Raw genomic sequence first — 22579 nt, 5'->3', positions numbered from 1 at the left:
CATTATAGGGAGTTATTCCGGCGTGACAAGCATAAATTTAAAAAAACTTATCAACTGCTCATTTTGCAGCCAAAACACCGTATAGAAGCGTATTTTAGCCTGTTTTATAAACAAAAACGGACCTGAAAGGCCCGTTTTTGTCATTTTGCCCGTTATTGCACAGCCACAATGCGATTGTCATTGACCTCAAGACGAATCGCTTTACCCGGTATTAACGCGCCAGACAGAATCTGCTGGGCCAGCGGGTTTTCAATCTGTTGCTGGATCGCGCGTTTCAACGGACGCGCACCATACACCGGATCGTAACCATTCTGACTAAGCAGTTGCAGCGCCTCGTCCGAGATATGAACTTCGTAGCCGCGCTCTTCCAGACGTTGATACAACCGCTGAAGCTGAATACGGGCAATAGAAGCAATGTGTTTTTCACCCAACGGATGGAACACGACGACTTCATCAATACGGTTGATGAATTCCGGGCGGAAGTTATGACTGACCACGCCGAGCACCAGCTCCTTCATACTGCCGTAGTCCAGATCGCCAAAACGTTCCTGAATCAAGTCTGAGCCGAGGTTTGAGGTCATAATGACTACCGTATTACGGAAGTCGACCGTTCTCCCCTGTCCATCAGTCAACCGACCGTCGTCCAGCACCTGAAGCAGGATATTGAACACATCAGGATGCGCCTTCTCTACTTCATCCAGCAGGATGACGGAATAAGGACGACGACGCACCGCTTCGGTCAGATACCCGCCCTCTTCATAACCGACATATCCCGGAGGCGCACCCACCAGCCGCGAAACCGAATGTTTCTCCATAAATTCGGACATATCGATTCGCACCATCGCATCGTCACTATCAAACATAAAGTTCGCCAGCGCTTTGCACAGTTCCGTTTTACCGACCCCGGTTGGACCAAGAAACAGGAACGAACCAATCGGTCGATTGGGATCGGACAGCCCCGCGCGGCTACGGCGAATCGCATTGGATACCGCCTCCACCGCTTCATCCTGGCCAATCACCCGGCTATGCAATTCCTGCTCCATACGCAGCAGTTTTTCGCGCTCGCCTTCCAGCATCCGCGCAACAGGAATACCGGTCCAGCGGGCCAGCACTTCCGCGATTTCCGCGTCGGTCACTTTATTACGCAGCAGACGCATCGTTTTACCTTCTGACTGCGTGGCTGCCGCAAGCTGTTTTTCCAGCTCCGGGATTTTACCGTATTGCAGTTCAGACATTCGCGCCAGGTCGCCCACCCGCCGCGCCTGTTCTATGGCGATTTTCGCCTGTTCAAGTTCGGCTTTGATGGTCTGCGTACCGGAAAGCGATGCTTTTTCTGCTTTCCACTCTTCTTCAAGGGCAGAATATTGACGCTCTTTATCACTCAGCTCTTCGTTGAGCATATCCAGACGTTTCAGGCTGGCGTCGTCAGACTCTTTTTTCAGCGCCTGCTGTTCCAGTTTTAACTGGATGATACGGCGATCCAGACGGTCCAGTTCTTCCGGTTTCGAGTCGATCTGCATACGAATGCTGGATGCCGCTTCATCGATCAGGTCAATCGCTTTGTCCGGCAACTGGCGGTCAGCGATATAGCGATGCGACAGCGTGGCCGCCGCGACGATCGCAGGGTCGGTGATTTGCACATGGTGATGCAGTTCATAACGCTCTTTCAGACCGCGCAAAATCGCGATGGTATCTTCCACCGACGGCTCGGCAACAAACACTTTCTGGAAACGACGCTCCAGCGCCGCATCTTTTTCGATGTACTGACGATATTCGTCCAGCGTGGTCGCCCCGACGCAGTGCAGTTCACCACGCGCCAGCGCCGGTTTCAGCATGTTCCCGGCATCCATTGCGCCATCCGCTTTCCCCGCGCCCACCATCGTGTGCAATTCGTCGATAAACAGGATCACATTCCCTTCCTGTTTTGACAGATCGTTAAGCACGCCTTTCAGACGTTCTTCAAACTCACCGCGATATTTCGCCCCGGCGACAAGCGCGCCCATATCCAGCGCCAGCACACGGCGGCCTTTTAAGCCCTCCGGCACTTCACCGTTGACGATCCGCTGCGCCAGCCCTTCGACGATGGCAGTTTTACCAACGCCCGGTTCACCGATCAGCACCGGGTTATTTTTGGTGCGTCGTTGCAGGACCTGAATCGTCCGGCGAATTTCTTCATCACGACCAATCACCGGATCGAGTTTGCCCTGCTCGGCACGCTCGGTCAGATCGACGGTATATTTCTTCAAGGCCTGGCGCTGGTCTTCAGCCCCTTGATCGTTCACGCTGTCACCTCCACGCATTTGTTCAATCGCCGCCGTCACGTTCGCGGTGGTCGCACCGGCTGCTTTTAGCAGATCGGTCAACGTACCGCGCGATTCGAGCGCCGCCAGCACAAAGAGTTCTGACGAAATAAAGTTGTCGTTGCGCTTTTGCGCCAGCTTGTCGCACAGGTTCAGCACCCGCACCAGATCCTGCGATGGCTGCACGTCGCCGCCGGTGCCTTCCACCTGCGGTAAACGGCTCAGCGCCTGATCGATAGCCGTGCGTAGCTGACCGGCATTCATACCGGCAGACGTTAATAAAGGACGGATCGATCCCCCTTCCTGATTCAACAGGGCGCTCATCAGATGCAGGGGTTCGATGAATTGATTGTCTTGCCCCAGTGCGAGTGACTGGGCATCGGCAAGAGCAAGCTGGAATTTATTAGTAAGACGATCCAGACGCATAATTCCTCCCATAACAGGTCAAATTTGCTACTGGAGATTAAATGAGGTCATCCCTCAATTATTCAAGGTTAAAGACCTGAGTATGTGAAAAAAAAGGTACGTCTGGATCGTCTTGATTCTACAGGTTATCGCAGCCAAATAAAACTTGCCATACGGCCGGTGGTTTTGTCGCGGCGATAAGAGAAAAATTGCTGGCTTTCGCCAAAGGTACAGCGGTCGCCACCGTAAACGTCGCTGACCCCAACGCGAGCCAGGCGCTGGCGGGCAAGCTGATAAATATCGGCAAAGTATTTTTCGCCAGCGGCACGGAACGCGCTCGCGGCGTTTGCATCTTTTGCCATAAACGCTTCCCGCACTTCCGCGCCCACTTCAAAAGCCTGCGGGCCGATAGCCGGACCAAGCCAGGCCAGAATGTTTTCCGGCCGATCCCGGAAACAGGCGATCGTCTCTTCCAGCACGCCTTCACACAGCCCACGCCAGCCTGCATGGGCAGCGGCGACTTCCGTTCCCGCGCGATTACAAAACAGCACCGGCAGGCAGTCCGCCGTCATCACCGCGCATACAGTGCCGGGAGTCGAGCTGTACGACGCATCGGCGCGCTTAGAAAGACAGGGGCCGCCGGTCAGTTGCAACACGTCTTTCCCGTGCACCTGCTCCAGCCAGACCGGTTTCTCAGGCAAACCGCCTGCCGTAAACAGGCGCTGGCGGTTCTCCTCAACGTGCGCCGGGTTATCACCGCAGTGGGCACCCAGATTCAGCGAGTCATACGGCGGCAGGCTCACTCCGCCGATGCGGGTAGAGCTGCATGCGCCAACGCCTTCCGGCATCGGCCACTGTGGAATAATTGGCTGGGTCATAGCCAGGCCACATCGTCTTTATGTTCTTCAAAATCGGCACGCATGGCGGCAATAAGATCGACCATATCCTGTGGAATAGGCGCATGCCACTCCATTTCAATGCCGCTAATCGGGTGATACAGACGCAGCATAGTTGCGTGCAGCGCCTGACGGTCAAACTTGCGCAGCGCAGTAATGAACTCTTCCGACGCGCCCTTCGGCGGACGCGGACGACCACCGTACAGCTGATCGCCCACCAGCGGATGGGTGATATGCGACATATGTACGCGGATCTGGTGAGTACGCCCGGTTTCCAGACGCAGACGCAGACGCGTGTGGATGCGGAAATGCTCCATAATGCGATAGTGTGTAACCGCCGGTTTCCCCATCGGATGCACGGACATATGGGTGCGCTTTGTCGGATGGCGGCTGATCGGTTCTTCAACCGTGCCACCTGCCGTCATATGGCCGATAGCCACCGCTTCATACTCGCGGGTAATTTCGCGCAGTTGCAGAGACTCAACTAAACGAGTCTGCGCCGGAACGGTTTTCGCCACCACCATCAGCCCGGTAGTGTCTTTATCAAGACGGTGAACGATACCCGCCCGCGGAACATCGACAATTGGCGGATAGTAGTAAAGCAGGGCGTTTAATACGGTGCCATCCGGGTTCCCTGCGCCTGGATGCACGACCAGATCGCGCGGCTTGTTGATAACCAGAATGTCTTCATCTTCATAGACAATATCGAGCGGGATATTCTGTGGCTCGAAACGCGCTTCTTCTTCAATTTCAGCATTGATTGCGACGCTTTCGCCGCCCAACACTTTCTCTTTTGGTTTGTCGCAAATTTTGCCGTTAACCTGTACCTGCTGACTGAGGATCCAATCTTTTATGCGCGATCGCGAATAATCAGGGAACAATTCGGCCAAAGCTTGATCTAAGCGTTGACCGAGTTGAGTTTCGGACACCGTTGCGGTGAGTTGTACTTGTTGTGCCATAGACAGCTTCTTCGTTAACGTTGGGTTTTACGGCTTTGCCGTATAATATAGTGTGCTATTGTAGCTGGTCTTAATCGGGAGCAGGAACAGTTAATCTCCCGCATAAACATTCTGAGGAAGTCAAAACGTCATGACGCGCATGAAATATCTGGTGGCAGCAGCCACACTGAGCCTGGCTTTGGTGGGGTGCTCCGGCTCAAAGGAAGAGGTACCTGATAATCCGCCTGCGGAAATTTACGCGACTGCTCAGCAAAAACTGCAGGACGGTAACTGGAAACAAGCGATAACGCAACTGGAAGCGCTGGATAACCGTTATCCATTTGGTCCTTACTCACAGCAGGTACAGCTGGATCTGATCTATGCATACTATAAAAATGCCGATCTGCCGCTGGCCCAGGCGTCTATCGACCGCTTTATGCGTCTGAACCCCACCCATCCGAACATTGACTATGTGATGTATATGCGTGGGTTGACCAATATGGCGCTCGACGATAGCACGCTGCAAGGTTTCTTCGGGGTTGACCGGAGCGATCGCGATCCGCTTCATGCGCGCGATGCCTTTGCCGATTTCTCGAAGCTGGTTCGTGGTTATCCGAACAGCCAGTATGTTACCGACGCCACCAAACGTCTGGTATTCCTGAAAGATCGCCTGTCCAAATATGAGTATGCGGTTGCGGAATACTACACCGAACGCGGCGCATGGGTTGCGGTAGTGAATCGCGTCGAAGGTATGCTGCGCGACTACCCGGACACTCAGGCCACGCGTAATGCGCTGCCGCTGATGGAAAACGCCTATCGCGAAATGCAGATGAATACGCAGGCGGAGAAGGTCGCAAAAATTATTGCCGCTAACAGCAGCAACACTTGATCCCTTTCATCACGTAAAACGGCAGCCCGTGGGCTGCCGTTTTTTTATTCATTCCCGCCGCGATTCGGCTCAGGTCATCCCATCAAATATGACCGTAAACCTGCCCCCTTTCAAGCAAAAAGACGGCTCTTCATGTTTTGCCTCACAAAATACCTTCATTGACAAAAAGTGACAAAAAAACGTGATTCCAATCACGCATTTTGACCTCAGGCACGTTATGCTGATATCACCAAGACGGAAAGACAAGAGGTAAAATTTATGACAATGAACATTACCAGCAAGCAAATGGAAATCACCCCGGCAATACGCCAACATGTCGCTGACCGTCTCGCCAAACTCGATAAATGGCAAACACACCTGATAAACCCGCACATTATTCTGTCAAAAGAACCTCAGGGTTTTACGGCTGATGCGACGATTAACACGCCTAACGGCCACCTGGTTGCCAGCGCAAAACATGAAGATATGTACGCCGCCATCAACGAATTGATCAACAAGCTGGAACGGCAGCTCAATAAAGTGCAGCACAAAGGCGAAGCGCGTCGTGCCGCGACCTCGGTAAAAGATGCCAACTTAGCCGAAGAAGAAGTTCAGGAAGAAGAGTAATCCTTTATATTGAGTGTATCGCCAACGCGCCTTCGGGCGCGTTTTTTGTTGACAGAGTGAAAACAGTACGGGTACTTTAGCTCCATCGAGTTAAGGAATTTTTTATGAAAATCATCCCGTTTTTCTTCGCATTCTTTTTTACCTTCCCCTGAACGGGAGGCGTTTCGTCGTAAAACAAAGAATGCGAAGACGAACAATCAAGCCTCCCACCGCGGGAGGCTTTTTTTATGGACAAGAGACAGGCGACACTATGACTGAGGAAAACCCGTTACTGGCCCTGCGCGATAAAATCAGCGCGCTGGATGAACAACTGCTGGCGCTGCTGGCGGAGCGTCGTGGTCTGGCTGTTGAAGTGGGCAAAGCCAAGCTGACTTCTCACCGCCCGGTGCGTGATGTTGACCGCGAACGTGCGTTACTGGAAAGGCTAATTCAGTTGGGCAAAACCCACCATCTCGATGGTCATTACATTACCCGTCTGTTTCAGCTCATTATTGAAGATTCGGTGCTTACCCAGCAGGCTTTGCTTCAGCAGCATCTGAATAAAACCAATCCTCATTCCGCGCGAATCGCCTTTCTCGGCCCTAAGGGTTCCTACTCGCATCTGGCCGCGCGTCAGTATGCCGCCCGCCATTTTGAGGAGTTTATCGAAAGCGGCTGCCCGAAATTTGCCGACATCTTTAACCAGGTCGAAACAGGCCAGGCCGATTACGCGGTCGTACCGATTGAGAACACCAGCTCCGGACCGATTAACGACGTCTACGATCTGCTCCAGCATACTTCGCTTTCTATCGTCGGCGAGATGACGGTGACTATCGACCACTGTTTGCTGGTTTCTGCCGCGACCGATGTGGATCGTATTCAGACGGTTTACAGCCATCCGCAGCCATTCCAGCAGTGCAGCCAGTTCCTTAACGGCTATCCGCACTGGAAAATCGAATACACCGAAAGCACGTCGGCGGCCATGGAGAAAGTCGCTCATGCCGCTTCGCCGCATGTCGCCGCGCTCGGCAGCGAGGCGGGCGGCGCGCTTTACGGCCTGCAGGTGCTGGAGCGTATTCAGGCCAATCAAACGCAGAACTTCACCCGTTTCCTGGTGCTGGCGCGTAAAGCCATCGACGTCTCCGATCAGGTTCCGGCTAAAACCACGTTGCTCATCGCCACAGGACAGCAGGCCGGGGCACTGGTTGAAGCATTGCTGGTGCTGCGCAACCACAATTTGATCATGACCAAACTGGAGTCGCGCCCAATTTACGGCAATCCGTGGGAAGAAATGTTCTACCTGGATATCCAGGCCAATCTGCAATCTGCTGAAATGCAGAAAGCGCTGAAAGAGCTGACGACAATCACCCGCTCAATGAAAGTGCTGGGCTGCTATCCGGGTGAAAACGTCGTACCGGTAGATCCGACTTAACGCTCGATAAACGCCCGCTTCTTCACCCCTGCCACGCTCACCGGCAGGGTGAAGATCGCCCCGGAAAGCGGATACTGCGCGGTTTCCTGCGCATCCATATTTTCGCGCGTGGTGGTGATAAACAGCGTTTTCATGTCGCTGCCGCCGAAACAGACCATCGTCGGACAACGCACCGGTAAGCGATACTCTTCCAGTCGCTCGCCCTGCGGTGAAAAGCGGGCGATGCGCCAGCCGTCATACAACGCGCTCCAGTAGCATCCTTCAACGTCTACCGCCGCGCCGTCCGGGCTACCTTCGCTCTCGCTGAACTGGCGAAAGATTTCACGCGCGCCAGGTTCACCCTGTGCATCCAGCGGCGTACGGTAAATCACATTATTTGGCGTGTCGGAAGAATACATCCACTGTTTGTCCTCGCTGAATGCGAGGCCGTTAGAGCCGAGAATATCGCTCTGTATCACATGCGGCGTCAGGTCATTATCAACTCTGACCAGCAGCGCGCCGTTATAATCGCCGGGTGCCCAGAATGTCCCGGCATAAAAGCGGCCATCGCGGTCGGTGCCGCCGTCGTTAAATCGCGCCAGTTGGGGATTAGACGGGTTATCGCAAACTTTATGCGTCAGCAGACCGCGCGCGTCGGTGAGCCAGATAGCATTGCGCAGCGCGACGATAAATCCGCCCTTCTCGCGTAGTGCGAAGCAGCCAACCTCTTCGGGGAACTGGAGCACCTGATGCTCACCGCGCCGGGGATGATAGCGGTGGATTTCGCCTTCAATAATATCCGCCCAGTAAAGCGCCTGTTCTTCTTCGCTCCAGGTGGGACACTCCGGTAAATGTCCGACATAATCAAACAGCGGTTGCGGTTCAGCCATACGCTCCTCCCTAAATAAAAAAAGCCAGCGGTTTCCCGTCTGGCTTTTGAGTATATACGGCTTTTACATTACTGACGGCTATCGTTCACCTGACGCAGCAATACGCGGCTTTCACTCTGGAAACGCTGGGCATAATCACCAAACCAGTGCTCCACTTTACGGAAGCTGTCGATGAACGCCTGTTTATCACCCTGCTCCAGCAGTTTGATAGCATCGCCAAAACGCTGGTAATAGCGTTTGATCAGCGCCAGATTGCTGCCGGACGCCATAATAATATCCGCGTAAAGCTGCGGATCCTGGGCAAACAGTCGCCCAACCATTGCCAGCTCCAGCCGGTAGATCGGCGAAGAGAGCGCCAGCAGTTGCTCAAGCTGCACGTTTTCTTCCGCCAGATGTAAACCATAAGCGAAGGTCGCAAAGTGGCGTAACGCCTGGATAAACGCCATGTTCTGATCGTGTTCTACCGCGCTGATACGGTGCAATCGTGCGCCCCAGACCTGCATCTGCTCCAGAAACCACTGATATGCTTCCGGCTGGCGACCGTCGCACCACACCACCACCTGCTTGGCGAGGCTACCGCTATCCGGGCCAAACATCGGATGTAGCCCCAGCACCGGGCCGGTGTGCGCGGCCAGCATCGCCTGAAGCGGTCCATTTTTTACCGACGCCAGATCGACCAGAATACAATCGTCCGGCAACGCCGGAAGCTGGCCGATGACCTGTTCCGTCACGTGGATCGGTACGCTGACAATGACCATTCCGGCATCCGCGACGATCTCTTCCGCACGCGCCCAGTCATCTTTTTCAAGCACTCTGACCTGGTAGCCGGACAGGGTCAGCATTTTTTCAAACAGGCGGCCCATTTGCCCGCCGCCGCCAACAATGACCACCGGACGCAGCGAAGGGCGCAGCGTTTTAAAGCCTTTATCGTTTTCGCTGGAGTAAGATTCGCGCATCACCCGGCGCAGCACGTCTTCAATCAGATCCGGCGGCACGCCGAGCGCTTCGGCTTCCTTACGCCGGGAGGCCAGCATTGACGCCTCGCGCTCCGGCACGTAAATCGGCAGACCAAACTGGCTTTTAACCTCGCCCACCTCGGCGACTAATTCCAGACGACGCGCCAGCAGTGCCAGCAGCGCCTTATCAACTTCATCAATTTGATCGCGCAGCGCGGTCAACTCAGCAACCATAACCAACCTCTTATGCGAGACGCGCCGCCATATGGCCTTTCAGATCGCGATCGATTTCGCGCAGCAGCGCGTCGGTCGTTTCCCAACTGATGCAGGCATCGGTTACGGAAACACCGTACTGCATAGCGCTGCGCGGCTGTTCAGATGACTGATTTCCTTCATGAATATTACTTTCAATCATTAAACCCACGATAGAACGATTGCCATCTTTAATCTGTGCAATTGCGGACTCCGCAACGGCAGGCTGGCGGCGGTAGTCTTTATTCGAATTACCGTGGCTGCAATCTATCATCAGCGACGGTTTGAGTCCCGCCTGCGCCATCTCTTTTTCACACTGGGCCACATCTGCCGGACTGTAGTTAGGCGCTTTGCCTCCACGCAGGATCACATGCCCGTCCGGGTTCCCCTGCGTTTGCAGCAGACATACCTGCCCCGCCTGATTGATGCCGACAAAACGGTGAGACTGGGCGGCAGCGCGCATCGCGTTGATCGCCGTTGCCAGGCTACCGTCGGTGCCATTTTTAAAGCCCACTGGCATAGAAAGCCCGGACGCCATCTCGCGGTGAGTTTGCGATTCCGTCGTACGCGCGCCAATCGCCGACCAGCTGAACAGATCGCCCAGGTACTGCGGGCTATTCGGATCGAGCGCTTCGGTCGCCAGCGGCAGGCCCATGCTCACCAGCTCAACCAGCAACTGGCGCGCAATTTTCAGACCGGCCTCAACGTCAAACGAGCCATCCATATGCGGATCGTTAATCAGCCCCTTCCAGCCGACGGTGGTGCGGGGTTTTTCAAAATAGACGCGCATCACCAGATAGAGGCTATCGCTGACCTCTGCGGCAAGGCTTTTAAATCGACGTGCATACTCCAGAGCCGTTTCAGGATCGTGGATTGAACAGGGACCACATACCACCAGCAAACGCGGATCGCGCCCGGCGATGATGTCGGAGATCGTTTTGCGTGACTGCGCAATCTGCGCTTCCTGGGCCGCGCTCAGCGGAAACTGGGCTTTAAGCTGCTCCGGGGTGATCAAAATCTGTTCGTCAGTGATATGTACGTTGTTCAGCGCGTCTTTTTGCATGATAGCGATCCTGTAATGCTCGTTTGCGATAGAAGGTTCCTCCCGAAGGAGGAATCTACAATATCATACGAGGTAAAGTTTTCAATACAAAATACGTACACTTTACTTTACAAAAGCAAAATAACCGCCCTTTTCATGGCTGAAAATCGTAAATAATTAATTACAGATAACCGACAAGCGGTTTTCTTCTCAGCGGCCAGAATCCATCGTGCGTGTTTCAGCCCTCCGCCAGCGCAGGCAATCAATCAGCACAAACAGCAGCAGGCTGACGCCCAATACCGGCATCGCCAGCCCCAGCAAAAGCGCAATAACCCACGCTGCTATCTGCCCGGACCAGGGCAGTTGCCATACGCTTTGCAGCAGCGATGCTGCCTGACTTGTCGTGCCGGGAGCCGGACGACGCATCCACCACATCCGGTAGCCCATCACGATACTTACGCACAGCGCGCTGCCGAAGGCGATCAATAAAAGCTGATTTGGCAGGCCAAACAGGACGCCCATATGAAAATCCACGCCCCAGCGGGTGAGCTTTGCCATTAGCGGGAAGTCGGCAAAATGGGTGCTGTCGATAACGCGCAGTGTCCCGGCGTCGATAGCCACCGCATCGACCTGTGTCGGCCAGCGGCGGTCGATTTCGCTTACGGTCCATGCGCGATCGGCGCTGTGGGCCGGGCGGATCTCAAGCCGTCTGGCGTCGATCCCTGCCGCCTGTGCCGCCTGTAACACCTCATCAAACTGCGCCAGCTTCAGGCTGCTTTCGGCCATCACCCTGCCGCCATGGTGTGCATGATGTTCCGCGTGCGGATCGTGGATTTCCGCCGCCCCGTGGAGCTGGGTATTCACCTGCGGAGTAAGCCAGTTAAAGGCCGCGCGCATTTTATCCACGTTGCCGCCCGCCCACTGCGACCAGGTTAATCCGGTCGCGGAAAACAGCAGCATTCCCGCCAGCAGCAGCCAACCGAGAGTCACGTGCAGACGGCGCGTTTTCTGAAACGCATTATTTAACCGCCGTTTTGGTCGGGTAAAAAACCACAGCGCAATGCCTCCCAGCGCGGCGATCCACATCCATGAAGCCGCCAGTTCACTGTACAGCCTGCCGGGATCGCCGAGCAGCAGCGAGCGGTGTGCATAATCAATCCACTGCCGCAGCGGTAAAATACCGCTGGTGCCGTACACTGTCATATCTCCTTTAACCGCCAGCGTTACCGGATCGATAAAAATAGCCCGGCTTTCAGACGCGCTGAGTGTCGGATCGGCATACATCACCCGCGTTGTCTCACCTGGCTCCAGCCCGGGGCGCACCGCCTGAACAGGCAAATGGCCGCCGCTGGCCTGTTCCGCAATCGCAATTTGCGCCGCCAGCGGCTGACTCTGCCCGTGTGTCGTGCCGTGCAGGGCATCGGTATAGCGCCACTCTTCCAGCTGTGGCGTGGCGACGTAGAGCGTCCCGGTAAGGGCCGCCACAAAAATAAACGGGCCGATGAACAGGCCGATATAAAAATGAAGACGCCGTAGCAGGGTCAGCCATGCTGCGCGTGGGGTGCAGGTAGTCATACTTTTCCTCGGATAAAGTCAAACAGCGTTATGCGCAGGTGCGCATAAACGTAAAGTCAGAATCGGGGTAAAGCAGACGTGCGCGGCGGCGCGCGGGTATCGGGATACAGCCAGGGAAAGAAATGCCAGTGCTTAATCGTCGGGCGCGGCGGTCGGGTTTTCAGCCGCAGCAGCATGCCGCACAGCAGGATAGCCAGCGCCAGCAGAAGGCCGGGAACGTGAGCCAGCAGCACGCAGTAGCCACACGCCTCGCCATGATCGACCGGCATAGTGACCGGCGCATCGTGCGTATGATGTCCGGCGTGATCCGCCATCATACTCATATCGTGATGCATTCCCGGCATGGCGCTCATGGGATCTTTTTGCAGGGAGACTGAAATCAGCGGGGCCACCACAATCAGCAGGATCGCAAACAGCGCGAGCCATGCTGCCGCGCGCATTTTACCTGGCTGACGTAATGCGTGACCGATCACTTCCCCTCCTGCTGCGAAGGGATAGTGTAAATGATTTATGTCGAAAGAGTTAACGCAATGCGCTAATGAGGCATGAAAAAAGGGCCAGCCCTCTGGCCAGCCCTTTTATACGGATGTCGCTTAAGCGATATCTTAGTTAAGACGCTCTTTGATACGAGCAGCCTTACCAGTACGCTCACGCAGGTAGTACAGTTTAGCTTTACGTACAGCACCACGACGTTTAACAGCAATGCTGTCAACAACCGGAGAGTGAGTCTGGAAAACACGCTCTACGCCTTCGCCGTTGGAAATTTTGCGAACAGTGAATGCAGAGTGCAGACCGCGGTTACGAATAGCGATAACCACGCCCTCGAATGCCTGCAGACGTTTTTTGGAACCTTCAACAACCCATACTTTCACTTCCACGGTATCACCCGGACGGAAGGAAGGTACGTCCTGCTTCATCTGCTCTTGTTCAAGTTGCTTAATAATGTTGCTCATAATTTAATCTCTTATCCTGGGTAAACTGATATATCGGGGGCTTACGCCGTCCCATCATGTTTATGTTGCTGTTGTGCGTGTTCCTTTTTGAACTCCGCCAGCAACCTTGCTTGCTCTTCAGTCAGAGCCAGGTTTTCCAGAAGTTCAGGTCTTCTAAGCCAGGTCCGGCCCAGCGACTGCTTCAAACGCCAGCGACGTATCTCAGCATGGTTCCCCGACAGTAAAACCGCCGGTACTTCCATCTCTGCTAACACTTCAGGACGCGTATAGTGCGGACAGTCCAGCAACCCGTCAGCAAAGGAATCTTCCGTTGCTGAAGCTTCATGGCCCAGAACTCCCGGAATAAACCGGGCGACCGAGTCAATTAGCGTCATTGCCGGTAACTCACCCCCACTGAGAACGTAATCGCCGATAGACCATTCTTCGTCAATCTCGGTTTGAATTACGCGCTCGTCTACGCCTTCATAGCGACCACACACCAGAATCAGTTTCTGATTCGTTGCCAGCTCGCTCACGCCCGCTTGATCAAGCTTGCGTCCCTGAGGTGAAAGATAAATCACCTTTGCGCCTTCACCTGCCGCGTCTTTTGCTGCATGAATGGCATCCCGCAAGGGTTGCACCATCATTAACATCCCCGGTCCGCCGCCGTAAGGACGATCGTCCACGGTACGGTGCCGGTCATGGGCGAAGTCACGAGGACTCCAGCTCTGGATGTTCAGCAGGCCATTTTTTACTGCCCGGCCAGTTACCCCGTAATCGGTAATTGCGCGAAACATTTCAGGAAACAGGCTAACTATACCAATGAACACAAGCCAATCCCCATTGATGCCGTCTTTTACCGTTTATTCGGTGGTTTAAAAACCAGGATCCCAATCTACTTCGATAGTACGAGTAGCGAGATCGACTTTCTTGATAACCTGCCCATCGAGGAACGGTACGAGACGTTCCTTGATACCAAACGCATCTTTCAGGTTTGCCTTGATGACGAGAACGTCATTTGACCCGGTCTCCATCATGTCAGTGACTTTACCGAGATCGTAGCCTTCAGACGTTACTACCTGGCAACCCATAAGGTCTTTCCAGTAATAGTCACCCTCTTCGAGCTGCGGCAACTGCGTTGAATCGACGACAATTTCAAAATTAGTCAACAAATTCGCGGCATCACGATCGTCAACGCCTTTCAGCTTGATGATCAAATCCTGATTGTGGTGCTTCCAGCTTTCGAGCTGTACTGGCTGCCACTGACCCGCCTTCTGGATAAACCAGGGCTGATAGTCAAAAATGCTTTCGGCGTCTTCAGTGGAAGAAAACACTCTGAGCCAACCACGAATACCGTAGGGCGACCCCATTTTTCCCAGTACAACCGGTTCAACGGGAACCTGTGCGGCGAGTTGCTTGCTCATCATGACCACCGTGACAGATTAAGCTGCTTTTTTTGCTTCTTTGATCAGCGTAGCAACGCGATCGGAGATAGTCGCGCCCTGGCCAACCCAGTGAGCGATGCGATCCAGATCCAGGCGAGTGCCTTCTTCTTTTTCGCTGGCGATTGGGTTGAAGAAACCAACGCGCTCAATGAAGCGACCGTTACGTGCGTTACGGCTGTCAGTGACAACAACCTGGTAGAACGGACGCTTTTTAGCGCCGTGACGAGCTAAACGAATAGTTACCATAACATCCTCTTGTGTGAATAAAACACCAGGCCCCGTCGAGGAACGGAGCCCGGTGTCATATTAAAAGCCCGAAAATTTTACTGATTTCTGGGGAAATTGCAATCAGCATCTTGATACTGAGGATAGAAGGCGTATATCGGTGCAGCCAGTTTAGTTCCGGCGTGCGCGCAGAAAGCGGAGCGTACACGCAGTACGTGAGCATTTTGAGCACACCGCGGGACTAAAATGGCAAACAAGATAGCCTTATACCCTTGTTTTAGCGGCCTGGAAAACCGGGCGGCATCATGCCCTTCATTCCGCGCATCATCTTCGCCATCCCGCCCTTCTTCATCTTTTTCATCATGCGCTGCATGTCGTCGAACTGTTTCAGCATCCGGTTGACGTCCTGAACCTGCATCCCGCAGCCGGTAGCGATACGGCGCTTGCGGGAACCTTTAATGATTTCCGGCTTCGCGCGTTCTTTCAGGGTCATGGAGTTGATGATAGCTTCCATGCGCACGAGGACTTTATCGTCCATCTGCGATTTAACGTTATCCGGGATCTGCCCCATGCCCGGCAGCTTGCCCATCAGGCTCGCCATGCCGCCCATGTTTTTCATCTGCTTAAGCTGCTCAAGGAAGTCGTTCAGGTCGAAACCGTCACCCTTCTTCAGCTTGGAGGCCAGTTTTTCAGCCTGCGCACGGTCAACTTTGCTTTCGATATCTTCGATCAGCGACAGCACGTCGCCCATGCCGAGGATACGCGAAGCGATACGGTCCGGGTGGAACGGCTCCAGCGCTTCGGTCTTTTCACCGACGCCGAGGAATTTGATCGGCTTGCCGGTGATATGACGAATAGAAAGTGCCGCACCGCCGCGCGCATCGCCGTCGACTTTGGTCAGCACCACGCCGGTAAGCGGTAGCGCTTCGTTGAAGGCCTTGGCGGTATTTGCCGCATCCTGACCGGTCATGGCATCGACGACAAACAGGGTTTCAACCGGATTGATGGCCGCATGAACCTGCTTGATTTCGTCCATCATCGCTTCGTCAACGTGCAGACGACCGGCGGTATCCACCAGCAGCACATCGTAGAATTTGAGCTTCGCTTCTTTCAGCGCGGCGTTAACGATATCGACCGGTTTCTGACCGACGTCGGACGGGAAGAAATCAACGCCGACCTGCTCGGCCAGCGTCTCAAGCTGCTTGATCGCCGCCGGGCGATAAACGTCGGCGGAAACCACCAGCACTTTCTTCTTGTGCTTCTCGCGCAGGAATTTACCCAGCTTGCCGACGCTGGTAGTTTTACCCGCACCCTGCAAGCCTGCCATCAGCACCACGGCCGGAGGCTGGGCCGCCAGATTCAGCACCTGGTTTTCTTCGCCCATCGACGCGACCAGCTCGTCACGCACGATTTTGACGAATTCCTGACCCGGCGTCAGGCTCTTGTTAACTTCATGACCAACCGCTTTCTCTTTTACGCGATTGATAAACTCACGCACTACCGGCAGCGCAACGTCAGCCTCCAGCAGCGCCATACGCACTTCACGCAGCGTCTCTTTAACGTTTTCTTCAGTAAGGCGTCCACGGCCACTGATATTGCGCAGCGTGCGCGTCAAACGATCGGTTAAATTATCAAACATTGTCTCTCGCCTGCGGTGGAAACGGTCGGTCGCTCGCGCGACACATAATCAGAATTTTGCCGGAGTATAACATGAAGCCGCCTTTGTTGTTATGCAACGGTTGGAGCGAAGGTCACGTAACGTTATACTGCTTTTCTTTCTTCCCAGTGAACCGTCAATACACCTATGCCTGTTTTTGCGCTGCTCGCTCTCGTCGCCTATTCATTCAGCCTCGCGCTGATTATTCCCGGCCTGCTTCAGAAAAACAGCGGCTGGCGAAAAATGGCTATCATTTCTGCGGTTATCGCGCTGATTTGCCACGCTTTTGCGCTGGAAGCACGTATTTTCCCCGGTGAAGAAAGCGGGCAAAATCTGAGCCTGTTAAACGTCGGTTCGCTGGTCAGCCTGATGATTTGTACGGTGATGACCATCGTTGCCTCGCGCAATCGCGGCTGGCTGCTGCTGCCGGTGGTGTACAGCTTTGCGCTAATTAATCTCGCCTTCGCCACTTTTGTACCGAATGAGTACATCACGCACCTGGAAGCGACGCCGGGCATGATGGTGCATATTGGCCTGTCGCTGTTCTCTTACTCGACGCTGATCATTGCCGCGCTGTATGCGCTCCAGTTGGCCTGGATTGACTACCAGCTCAAAAACAAAAAGCTGGTCTTTAACAGCGAAATGCCGCCGCTGATGAGCATTGAACGTAAAATGTTCCACATTACCCAGATTGGCGTAGTGCTGCTGACCCTGACGCTGTGTACCGGCCTGTTTTACATGCACAACCTTTTCAGCATGGAAAACATCGATAAAGCCGTGCTGTCCATTATTGCGTGGTTTGTTTATATCGTTCTGCTGTGGGGACACTATCATAAAGGATGGCGGGGTCGTCGCGTTGTCTGGTTTAACGTTGCGGGCGCGTGCATTCTGACGCTGGCGTATTTTGGCAGCCGCGTTGTACAGCAGTTCGTAAGCTAAGGAGCTTTCCCTGGAACACATCTCTACCACCACGCTGATCGTCACGCTGATTATCATGGTGGTCATCTCCGCGTGGTTTGCCGGTTCTGAAACAAGCATGATGACGCTCAACCGTTATCGCATGAGACACCTGGCGAAACAGGGGAATCGTGCGGCGAAACGCGTCGAAAAACTACTGCGTAAACCGGATCGGCTGATAAGCCTGGTACTCATCGGCAACAACCTGGTTAACATTCTTGCTTCCGCCCTCGGCACTATCGTCGGGATGCGCCTGTACGGAGATGCAGGCGTCGCCATTGCCACCGGTATCCTCACCTTTGTGGTGCTGGTGTTTGCCGAAGTGCTGCCGAAAACCATCGCCGCGCTCTACCCGGAAAAAGTCGCCTATCCGAGCAGTTTTCTGCTCGCGCCGCTGCAAATTCTGATGCTTCCGCTGGTCTGGTTTCTGAATACCATTGCGCGAATGCTGATGCGCATGATGGGGATTAAAACGGACGTCGTGATCAGCGGTTCGCTGAGCAAAGACGAATTGCGCACTCTGGTGAACGAATCCCGCTCGCAAATCTCCCGCCGTAACCAGGACATGCTGCTGTCCATTCTCGATCTGGAAAAAGTCAGCGTTAACGACATCATGGTGCCGCGTAACGAAATTATCGGCATCGATATCAACGATGACTGGAAATCCATCGTCCGCCAGCTCACCCACTCCCCCCACGGGCGCATTGTGCTTTACCGCGACTCGCTGGATGACACCATCAGTATGCTACGGGTGCGTGAAGCCTGGCGGCTGATGCAGGAAAAGAAAGAGTTCACCAAAGAGGTGATGCTGCGGGCGGCAGACGAAATTTACTACGTTCCGGAAGGAACGCCGCTGAGCACCCAACTGGTGAAATTTCAGCGCAACAAAAAGAAAGTCGGCCTGGTGGTGGATGAATACGGTGATATTCAGGGGCTGGTGACGGTCGAAGATATTCTCGAAGAAATCGTCGGCGACTTCACGACCTCAATGTCACCAACGCTGGCGGAAGAAGTCACGCCGCAAAATGACGGTTCGGTGATCATCGACGGCAGCGCCAATGTGCGCGAACTTAATAAAGCCTTCAACTGGCGACTGCCGGAAGACGATGCCCGCACGATCAACGGTATGCTGCTGGAAGCGCTGGAAGAAATCCCTGCCGCCGAAACGCGCGTGCGCATCGGTCAGTACGATATCGACATCCTTGATGTCCAGGACAATATGATTAAACAGGTGCGGGTGATCCCGGTGAAGCCGCTGCGCGAGAGCGTGAAAGAGTAGCCCTGCCCACAACGTAGGTGGATGTACGGGCTTTTTTAGGTTAACGCAGGCAACAAAACGGCCGCCCTTGCGAGCGGCCTTAAATTTACTTCGCCTTCGCCACAGTCACCATCGCTGCGCGAATGGTACGACCGTTCAGAGTATAGCCTTTTTGCATCACGCCCAGCACGTTGCCCGCTGCGACATCTTCTGACTCGACCATCGCAATCGCCTGATGCACGTTCGGGTCCAGCGGGACGTTAGTGTCGGAAATGACTTCCACGCCAAACTTACGCACCACATCCAGCATCGACTTCAGCGTCAGCTCAATACCTTCAACCATCGGAGCCAGGTCCGGGTTCGCTTTATCCGCCACTTCCAGCGCGCGATCCAGGCTGTCGACAACCGGCAGCAGTTCGTTGATGAACTTCTCCAGCGCAAACTTGTGCGCCTTTTCTACGTCCAGCTCGGTGCGACGGCGCAGGTTTTCCATTTCCGCTTTACTACGCAGCAGGCTTTCGCGCTCGCGAGTCTGGGCCTCGGCCAGCTGTGCTTCAAGACTCGCAATTTTTTCATCGCGCGGATCCACCTGCTCAGCGGAAACATCTGGCTCAACGGCCTCAACGTCTTCGTGCTGATCCATAATAATTTCTTCCGGGGCTTGTCCCTCAGGCGTTTTCTGTTCTTTACTACTCATGAATTTCTCCGCGTTTTTTTCGCAATCATCTCGCTAACTTCGCTTATTATGGGGATCGGATTCCTGGTTTCAAGGGAAGCTCTCACATTGTCATCAATCACTGGCACAAGGATCACCCGAAAATGAACGCTCATTTCAAGTGCATTGGTATTGTCGGACACCCGCGTCACCCTACCGCACTCACCACACATGAAATGCTGTACCGCTGGCTCACTGCCAGAGGCTACGAGGTCATCGTTGAGCAGCAAATTGCCCAGGAATTGAAATTAAGCGACGTGCGCACCGGCACGCTGGCGGAAATTGGTCAGCAGGCGGATTTAGCCGTCGTGGTCGGCGGAGACGGGAATATGCTCGGCGCGGCGCGGACACTGGCCCGCTATGATATTAAGGTTATCGGCATTAACCGTGGCAATCTGGGCTTCCTGACCGATCTTGATCCTGACAACGCGCACCAGCAGCTGGCAGACGTGCTGGAAGGCCATTACATCAGTGAAAAACGCTTCCTGCTGGAAGCGCAGGTATGCCAGAAAGCGTGCCAGAAGCGCCTGAGCACCGCGATTAACGAGGTGGTACTCCATCCCGGAAAAGTGGCGCATATGATTGAGTTCGAAGTGTACATCGATGAAGTCTTCGCGTTCTCACAGCGTTCGGATGGCCTGATTATCTCGACGCCAACCGGCTCCACGGCCTACTCCCTCTCCGCCGGTGGCCCGATTTTAACGCCGTCGCTCGACGCCATCACCCTGGTGCCGATGTTTCCGCATACGCTCTCGGCGCGCCCGCTGGTTATCAACAGCAGCAGCACCATTCGCCTGCGTTTTTCGCATCACGGTAGCGACCTTGAAATCAGCTGCGACAGTCAGATCGCCCTGCCAATTCAGGAAGGGGAAGACGTATTGATCCGCCGCAGCGACTATCACCTGAACTTAATCCACCCCAAAGACTATAACTATTTCAATACGTTAAGCGCAAAACTCGGCTGGTCAAAAAAATTATTTTAATTTAACGCTGCGGGTCTTTACTGGATAAAAAACCTGTTTATACTGTATGAAAACACAGTTATGGTTTTTCATACAGGAAGGCAGCTATGTTGGCACAACTTACCATCAGCAATTTTGCCATCGTTCGTAAACTCGAAATCGACTTTCACAGCGGAATGACCGCCATCACCGGTGAGACCGGTGCGGGTAAATCCATTGCAATTGATGCGTTAGGGCTGTGCCTGGGCGGTCGCGCCGAAGCGGATATGGTCCGCGCCGGTGCCAGCCGCGCCGACCTGTGCGCCCGCTTCTCCCTGAAAGACACCCCTGCCGCCCTGCGCTGGCTTGAAGCCAACCAGCTTGAGGACGGTCGCGAGTGCCTGCTGCGTCGCGCCATCAGCAGCGATGGCCGCTCCCGTGGCTTTATTAACGGCACGGCGGTCCCGCTGTCACAGCTGCGTGAACTGGGTCAGTTGCTGATTCAAATCCACGGCCAGCACGCGCACCAGTTGCTCATCAAACCGGAACACCAAAAAAATCTGCTGGACGGCTACGCCGGTGAAGCTGACATCATGCAGCAGATGGCAGAGCACTACCATTTGTGGCATCAAAGCTGCCGCCTGCTTGCGCAGCACCAGCAGCAAAGCCATGAGCGCGCCGCGCGTGCGGAACTGCTTCAGTACCAATTAAAAGAGCTGAACGAGTTCCACCCGCAGCCCGGCGAGTTCGAGCAAATCGACGAAGAGTACAAACGCCTGGCCAACAGCGGCCAGTTGCTGAGCACCAGCCAGCAGGCGCTGGATCTGCTGGCCGACGGTGAAGACGTCAATCTGCAAAGCCAGCTGTACGCCGCGAAGCAGCTGGTGAGCGAGCTAATCAGCATGGACAGCAAGCTCTCCGGCGTGCTGGATATGCTGGAAGAAGCGACCATCCAGCTTAGTGAAGCCAGTGAAGAGCTGCGCCACTACAGCGATCGTCTGGATCTGGACCCTAACCGCCTTTATGAACTGGAACAGCGGATCTCTCGCCAGATTGCGCTGGCGCGTAAGCATCATGTCAGTCCGGAAGAGCTGCCGCAGTTCCACCAGTCGCTGCTTGATGAACAGCAGCTCCTTGACGATCAGGCCGACTCCCAGGAAACCCTGGTTCTCGCGGTCAGTAAACATCGTCAGCAGGCGCTGGAAACCGCGCAGCAGCTGCATCAGCGCCGCCAGGCCAGCGCGCAGGAGCTGGCAACGCTCATCACTGACAGTATGCATACGCTCGCCATGCCGCACGGCCTCTTTACCATTGACGTCAGCTTTGACGAGCACCACCTGACGGCGGAAGGCGCTGACCGCATTGAATTCCGCGTCACCACCAACCCTGGTCAGCCGCTACAGCCGATTGCCAAAGTCGCTTCCGGCGGCGAGCTGTCGCGCATTGCGCTGGCGATTCAGGTGATCACCGCCCGTAAAATGGAAACCCCGGCGCTGATTTTCGATGAAGTGGATGTGGGTATCAGCGGACCAACCGCTGCCGTGGTCGGAAAACTGCTGCGTCAGTTGGGGGAATCCACCCAGGTGATGTGCGTCACCCACCTGCCGCAGGTTGCAGGCTGCGGTCATCATCACTTTGTGGTCAGCAAAGAAACCGACGGCGAGATGACCGAAACCCACATGCAGCCGCTCGACAAGCGCGCGCGTTTGCAGGAGCTGGCGCGCCTGCTTGGCGGTAGCGAAGTCACGCGCAACACTCTCGCAAATGCGAAAGAACTGCTGGCGGCGTAAACTTTTTTGCCCCTTAACGGTCAGAGTACAAAACAAAAACGCCGTCGGACCTGACAGCAAAAGGTTTTAAAGTGATGAAAGGTCTATTATCATCGGCACAATACATATGAGCCGCGTACTGCTCGGGCCCGAAAAGGAATCAAATCACTATGCGCTGTAAAACGCTGACTGCTGCCGCAGCGGTTCTTCTGATGTTGACCGCAGGCTGTTCCACTCTGGAGCGAGTGGTTTACCGCCCTGACATCAACCAGGGAAACTATCTGACACCTAACGACGTCTCAAAAATTCGCGTCGGTATGACGCAACAGCAAGTCGCCTACGCTCTGGGCACGCCGATGATGTCCGATCCGTTTGGCTCCAACACCTGGTTCTACGTTTTCCGCCAGCAGCCAGGTCATGAAGACGTCACCCAGCAGACACTGACGCTGACCTTCGACAGCAGCGGTAAGTTGACGAACATAGACAACAAACCCGCGCTGACCGACCAGTAAGAAACAAAAGTAAAAGGTGCCCTTCGGCA

Annotated in this window: 23 protein-coding genes and 1 other annotated feature; of the genes, 9 read left to right on the top strand and 14 right to left on the bottom strand. The window is 54.6% G+C overall.

The window, feature by feature from the left end:
• Positions 1-152: 152 nt before the first annotated feature.
• The 3 genes from clpB to rluD all read right to left on the bottom strand — a co-directional run bounded on the left by clpB (position 153) and on the right by rluD (position 4560).
• Positions 153-2726 carry an ATP-dependent chaperone ClpB gene (clpB, locus tag RT197_RS16845; RefSeq protein WP_312952297.1) on the bottom strand — a complete coding sequence of 858 codons (2574 nt, stop codon included), beginning with the start codon at positions 2724-2726 and terminating at the stop codon, positions 153-155.
• 125 nt (positions 2727-2851) lie between these two features.
• Complete coding sequence (yfiH, locus tag RT197_RS16840) at positions 2852-3583, bottom strand: purine nucleoside phosphorylase YfiH (protein ID WP_312952296.1); 732 nt, start codon at positions 3581-3583, stop codon at positions 2852-2854.
• Positions 3580-4560, bottom strand: a complete 981-nt coding sequence (gene rluD / locus RT197_RS16835) for a 23S rRNA pseudouridine(1911/1915/1917) synthase RluD (RefSeq protein ID WP_312952295.1) — start codon at positions 4558-4560, stop codon at positions 3580-3582. The genes yfiH and rluD overlap by 4 nt, the downstream gene beginning before the upstream one ends.
• Positions 4561-4690: 130 nt before the next feature.
• Here rluD and bamD point away from each other — a divergent pair, with 130 nt between their 5' ends.
• The 4 genes from bamD (at position 4691) to pheA (ending at position 7445) form a co-directional block, all read left to right on the top strand.
• Positions 4691-5428, top strand: a complete 738-nt coding sequence (gene bamD, locus RT197_RS16830) for an outer membrane protein assembly factor BamD (RefSeq protein WP_312952294.1) — start codon at positions 4691-4693, stop codon at positions 5426-5428.
• A 258-nt stretch (positions 5429-5686) separates the two neighbouring features.
• On the top strand, positions 5687-6034 hold the full coding sequence (raiA, locus tag RT197_RS16825) for a ribosome-associated translation inhibitor RaiA (RefSeq protein ID WP_312952293.1): 348 nt from the start codon (positions 5687-5689) through the stop codon (positions 6032-6034).
• Between the two features lie 103 nt (positions 6035-6137).
• Positions 6138-6263 (top strand) — a sequence feature (Phe leader region).
• Complete coding sequence (gene pheL, locus RT197_RS16820; RefSeq protein ID WP_103678196.1) at positions 6139-6186, top strand: pheA operon leader peptide PheL; 48 nt, start codon at positions 6139-6141, stop codon at positions 6184-6186. It overlaps the preceding feature by 48 nt.
• A 21-nt stretch (positions 6264-6284) precedes the next feature.
• On the top strand, positions 6285-7445 hold the full coding sequence (pheA, locus tag RT197_RS16815) for a bifunctional chorismate mutase/prephenate dehydratase (protein ID WP_312952292.1): 1161 nt from the start codon (positions 6285-6287) through the stop codon (positions 7443-7445).
• Here pheA and RT197_RS16810 read toward each other — a convergent pair.
• From RT197_RS16810 to ffh, 10 genes are all read right to left on the bottom strand, one after another.
• Positions 7442-8314 carry an SMP-30/gluconolactonase/LRE family protein gene (locus RT197_RS16810; protein ID WP_312952291.1) on the bottom strand — a complete coding sequence of 291 codons (873 nt, stop codon included), beginning with the start codon at positions 8312-8314 and terminating at the stop codon, positions 7442-7444. The two genes, pheA and RT197_RS16810, sit on opposite strands and share 4 nt — an antisense overlap.
• Before the next feature lie 68 nt (positions 8315-8382).
• Complete coding sequence (gene tyrA / locus RT197_RS16805) at positions 8383-9504, bottom strand: bifunctional chorismate mutase/prephenate dehydrogenase (protein ID WP_312952290.1); 1122 nt, start codon at positions 9502-9504, stop codon at positions 8383-8385.
• A 10-nt stretch (positions 9505-9514) separates the two neighbouring features.
• Positions 9515-10585 carry a 3-deoxy-7-phosphoheptulonate synthase AroF gene (gene aroF / locus RT197_RS16800; RefSeq protein ID WP_312952289.1) on the bottom strand — a complete coding sequence of 357 codons (1071 nt, stop codon included), beginning with the start codon at positions 10583-10585 and terminating at the stop codon, positions 9515-9517.
• Between the two features lie 189 nt (positions 10586-10774).
• Entirely contained in the window at positions 10775-12139 is a 1365-nt protein-coding gene (locus RT197_RS16795) for a PepSY-associated TM helix domain-containing protein (protein ID WP_312952288.1), read from the bottom strand.
• Positions 12140-12195: 56 nt separating this feature from the next.
• Complete coding sequence (locus RT197_RS16790; protein WP_409529703.1) at positions 12196-12609, bottom strand: DUF2946 domain-containing protein; 414 nt, start codon at positions 12607-12609, stop codon at positions 12196-12198.
• Between the two features lie 135 nt (positions 12610-12744).
• Entirely contained in the window at positions 12745-13092 is a 348-nt protein-coding gene (gene rplS, locus RT197_RS16785; protein WP_012134695.1) for a 50S ribosomal protein L19, read from the bottom strand.
• A gap of 41 nt (positions 13093-13133) precedes the next feature.
• Positions 13134-13901 (bottom strand): tRNA (guanosine(37)-N1)-methyltransferase TrmD, encoded by a 768-nt coding sequence (trmD, locus tag RT197_RS16780; RefSeq protein ID WP_312952287.1) that lies wholly within the window; start codon positions 13899-13901, stop codon positions 13134-13136.
• 45 nt (positions 13902-13946) lie between these two features.
• Positions 13947-14495, bottom strand: a complete 549-nt coding sequence (gene rimM, locus RT197_RS16775; RefSeq protein WP_312952286.1) for a ribosome maturation factor RimM — start codon at positions 14493-14495, stop codon at positions 13947-13949.
• Positions 14496-14513: 18 nt separating this feature from the next.
• Positions 14514-14762 (bottom strand): 30S ribosomal protein S16, encoded by a 249-nt coding sequence (rpsP, locus tag RT197_RS16770; RefSeq protein WP_312952285.1) that lies wholly within the window; start codon positions 14760-14762, stop codon positions 14514-14516.
• A 256-nt stretch (positions 14763-15018) separates the two neighbouring features.
• Entirely contained in the window at positions 15019-16380 is a 1362-nt protein-coding gene (ffh, locus tag RT197_RS16765) for a signal recognition particle protein (protein ID WP_312952284.1), read from the bottom strand.
• A 165-nt stretch (positions 16381-16545) separates the two neighbouring features.
• Between ffh and RT197_RS16760 the strand changes: the two genes are divergently transcribed.
• Together RT197_RS16760 and RT197_RS16755 are read left to right on the top strand one after the other, a co-directional pair.
• Positions 16546-17337, top strand: a complete 792-nt coding sequence (locus RT197_RS16760) for an inner membrane protein YpjD (protein ID WP_312952283.1) — start codon at positions 16546-16548, stop codon at positions 17335-17337.
• Positions 17338-17347: 10 nt separating this feature from the next.
• Positions 17348-18634: an HlyC/CorC family transporter gene (locus RT197_RS16755; protein WP_312952298.1), complete on the top strand. Its 1287-nt coding sequence runs from the start codon at positions 17348-17350 to the stop codon at positions 18632-18634.
• A gap of 85 nt (positions 18635-18719) precedes the next feature.
• Here the strand turns inward: RT197_RS16755 and grpE are convergent, their stop codons facing one another.
• Positions 18720-19310 (bottom strand): nucleotide exchange factor GrpE, encoded by a 591-nt coding sequence (grpE, locus tag RT197_RS16750; RefSeq protein ID WP_312952282.1) that lies wholly within the window; start codon positions 19308-19310, stop codon positions 18720-18722.
• Positions 19311-19432: 122 nt separating this feature from the next.
• Here grpE and nadK point away from each other — a divergent pair, with 122 nt between their 5' ends.
• The 3 genes from nadK (at position 19433) to bamE (ending at position 22550) form a co-directional block, all read left to right on the top strand.
• Positions 19433-20311, top strand: a complete 879-nt coding sequence (nadK, locus tag RT197_RS16745; RefSeq protein WP_312952281.1) for an NAD(+) kinase — start codon at positions 19433-19435, stop codon at positions 20309-20311.
• 86 nt (positions 20312-20397) lie between these two features.
• Entirely contained in the window at positions 20398-22059 is a 1662-nt protein-coding gene (gene recN, locus RT197_RS16740; protein ID WP_312952280.1) for a DNA repair protein RecN, read from the top strand.
• A gap of 149 nt (positions 22060-22208) precedes the next feature.
• On the top strand, positions 22209-22550 hold the full coding sequence (bamE, locus tag RT197_RS16735; protein ID WP_312952279.1) for an outer membrane protein assembly factor BamE: 342 nt from the start codon (positions 22209-22211) through the stop codon (positions 22548-22550).
• The last annotated feature ends 29 nt before the right edge of the window (positions 22551-22579 follow it).

It is taken from the genome of Superficieibacter sp. (genome assembly GCF_032071645.1).
Taxonomy (GTDB): Bacteria; Pseudomonadota; Gammaproteobacteria; order Enterobacterales; family Enterobacteriaceae; genus Superficieibacter.
Note: the sequence above shows the minus strand (reverse complement) of the source record. Positions and strands in the feature narration are given on the sequence as shown.